1 protein-coding gene is annotated in these 390 nt (G+C 62.3%); it reads left to right on the forward strand.

Translation table 11 applies throughout. The features are described 5' to 3' along the window. Positions 1 to 51: 51 nt before the first annotated feature. Positions 52 to 390, forward strand: a 339-nt coding sequence (locus AC1DT6_RS40650) for a hypothetical protein (RefSeq protein ID WP_477115635.1), incomplete at its 3' end; no start/stop codon positions are given.

Genomic DNA, 390 nt, shown 5'->3' on the forward strand with positions numbered 1-390 from the left:
TGGCAGCAGCGGGAGCCGTTGAACATGGGGCCATGGTGGCGGGAAACCGCAGTGGAAAACCCCGACGCAGAACCGATCACCCATGTGATCGAAGGCGCGCTCTGGCCTCAGTTCAGTCGATGGCGGCGCGACAAGGCCATCGCCGATGCGCGACATATCGCCGTGCCCACTGGCGATGAAGATGCCAATGCCCGCTGGGCGCGGCTGAGGAGTTACGCGAACATCGGCTGGAATGTGTTCAACTTCGGCGCAATGCTGGTGCCTGGCCTGGGGGAGGCCATGTTGGGCGTGATGGTCGGGCAAATGCTGCTCGAAACCATGGAGGGCATTGAGGACTGGAGCAAGGGAGACAAGGAAGAAGCGTCGGCGCTTCTGTGCGGTGTCCTGATC

The organism is Cupriavidus sp. 01L45 (assembly GCF_056399885.1).